The sequence below is a fragment of the Burkholderia sp. E168m23 genome, assembly GCF_016586125.1.
In the GTDB taxonomy this organism is placed as follows: domain Bacteria; phylum Pseudomonadota; class Gammaproteobacteria; order Burkholderiales; family Burkholderiaceae; genus Burkholderia; species Burkholderia orbicola.
In genome coordinates this window covers 1-2184 of the sequence record NZ_BCPP01001086.1, presented here as the reverse complement: position 1 = coordinate 2184, position 2184 = coordinate 1, and the positions used below count along the sequence as shown (strand labels likewise).

Below are 2184 nucleotides of genomic sequence, written 5' to 3'. Positions count from 1 at the left end.
CCCCGTTACGGCCGCACGGCCGAGCGATGCCCGGCCGCGATCCTGCTCGGCGCAATCCCCGGATAACCGGGAAGTGTGCCGTATTGGCACCGCCTGCGCCCCACGCCGACGCGCACGCGAGCCCTTTCGCGCATTGTGCCCGCGCCGCCCGGTCAGCAGGCGGCGATTTGACAATGGTTGACGCGAATCGCCGCCCCTTCGACCCGAATCCAAGCGATCCGCGACGTAATCGATAGCCGATCGGCTCAGCGCGTGATGCGCCGGGCCATGTTGCGCCGACGACGTCAGCCCGCTTTCATCACGGCCAGACAAACGCCGGAATTCCCCGTTCCGGCGCGCACGACACGCGTCAATCCGAATCGTCGTCGTCCGAGTCGTCGCCCTCGTCGGCCGGCGCTTCCCCGTATTTCGCGACGACGGCCGCCCTGAACGTCTTCAGCGCCGGCTCATCGCCGCACAGCTTGTACAACGCGGCCAGCTGTTGCGGCCAGTCCTTCAACTCCTTCGCAAACACATGCAGGCGCGCGACGGTATCGAGCGCGTCGGCTTCGCGGCCGGCCAGCGCCTGCAGCACCGCATAGCGGCGCAGCACCGTCTCGCCGGGCAGCAGCGCGATCGCGCGCTCGTGCGCGGCGAGCTTGAGCGGCAGGTTGTCCGGCGAAATGGTCAGCAGCGTCGCCGCACCGTAATCGCCCCACGCGCCGAACAGCAGCGACGGCGCATCGCGATACTGCGCGGCCGGGCTGCTGCCGTAATAGAGCACTTCCGCGCGCTGGTAGTCGCGCAGCACGGGCACCGCCGCCAGCACGCCGCCGAACGACAGCACCGCGAACAGCCCGAATGCCGCACGCCCCGGCAGGATGCGCAGCGGCTTCACCTCGAGCAGCCCGATCACGAACATCGCCGGCAGCAGGAAGAACATGTATTGCTGCGGATACTCGACCAGCGCATGCATCAGCAGGATGCCGATCAGCGCGAAGCCGAACACGCGCATGCTCGACTGCGGCGCCCGCACCGTGCGCACGAACCACATGACGAGCGTGACGGCGAGCACGCCGAGCCCGACGAGACCGGACTTCGCGAGCAGGTCGATGAAGATGTCGTGCGAGTTGTTCGCGATCTCGACGCCGCCGAGCGTGCGCACGAGCGCAAACTGGTGCGACGGGAATTCGCCCCAGCCGACGCCGAGCAGCGGATGCTCGCGGAACATCGCGAGCCCGTACTTCCACAGCGCGAGGCGCGGCGCGATCTGCCCGGCGTCGCGCATCCGGTCGGCGGCCGACTCCGCGAGATTCAGGTGATAGTGCACGTTGGCCCAGCGCACCGCGACGTTCACCGCGATGAACGCGACCGCCAGCACGACCGGTATCAGCCACGCACGCGCATTGCCCGGCGTGCGGCGCGATTCGACCCACGCCATCCAGAAGCCCGCGACGACCATCACCGCCACCTGCAGCCACGGCCCGCGCGACACCGTCAGCGCGAGACCGACCGACAGTACGAGCGACAACGCGAGCCAGGCCCACACCGCGAGCCGGCGTGTCTGGACCAGATACAGCGCGCCCGCGAGCGCGAAGGCGATGTAGCTGGCCAGGTGGTTCGCCTGCGCCATGTTGCCGTACGGACGACGGTCGACCGCGATGTTGTACACGACGACGAACGGCGAGACGGCCGCTTCGAGGTGGAACAGCTGCACGATCTGGGTACCGACCGCGAACACGCCGCCCACGAGCAGCGCGCCGGCCATCATCCGCGACACGGTTTCCGCCATCCCGTCGCGCGCGAGCGCGTAGCCAGCCTGCATCGCGACCAGCGCGGCCGCGAGATAACCGACCGCCAGCCAGTTCATCGACGGCACCTTGAGCGGGATCAGCGCGACCTGCGCGATCAGCACCGCCGCAAAACCGAGCGGGACGACGAACGCGGCCGGCGCGGCAAACGGCTCGGCCGGACGGCCGGTGCGCGCGAGCAGCACGACGGACACGCCCACCAGCAGATACAGCACCAGCGCGGAAAACTCGGAATAGAAGGTCGGGATCGGATACGTGTGATTCGTGATCGCGTACGGCACGATCAGGGCGACAGCCAGCGCAACGAGCGACAACGAACGGGAAAAAGTAGAAGGCATGAGCGAACCGGATGTCAGCAACCGGCGCACTATACAAAACTTTCCCTGCTCTGTGC

At 68.0% G+C, this 2184-nt stretch carries 1 protein-coding gene; it reads right to left on the bottom strand.

The genetic code is table 11. The features are described from left to right. Positions 1-349: 349 nt before the first annotated feature. Entirely contained in the window at positions 350-2128 is a 1779-nt protein-coding gene (locus JMF90_RS34310; RefSeq protein WP_011546120.1) for a Wzy polymerase domain-containing protein, read from the bottom strand. Positions 2129-2184: the final 56 nt, after the last annotated feature.

Excerpts from the sequence above, each read along its gene's own strand:
- JMF90_RS34310 (WP_011546120.1), bottom strand. The coding sequence starts at position 2,128 with ATGCCTTCTACTTTTTCCCGTTCGTTGTCGCTCGTTGCGCTGGCTGTC.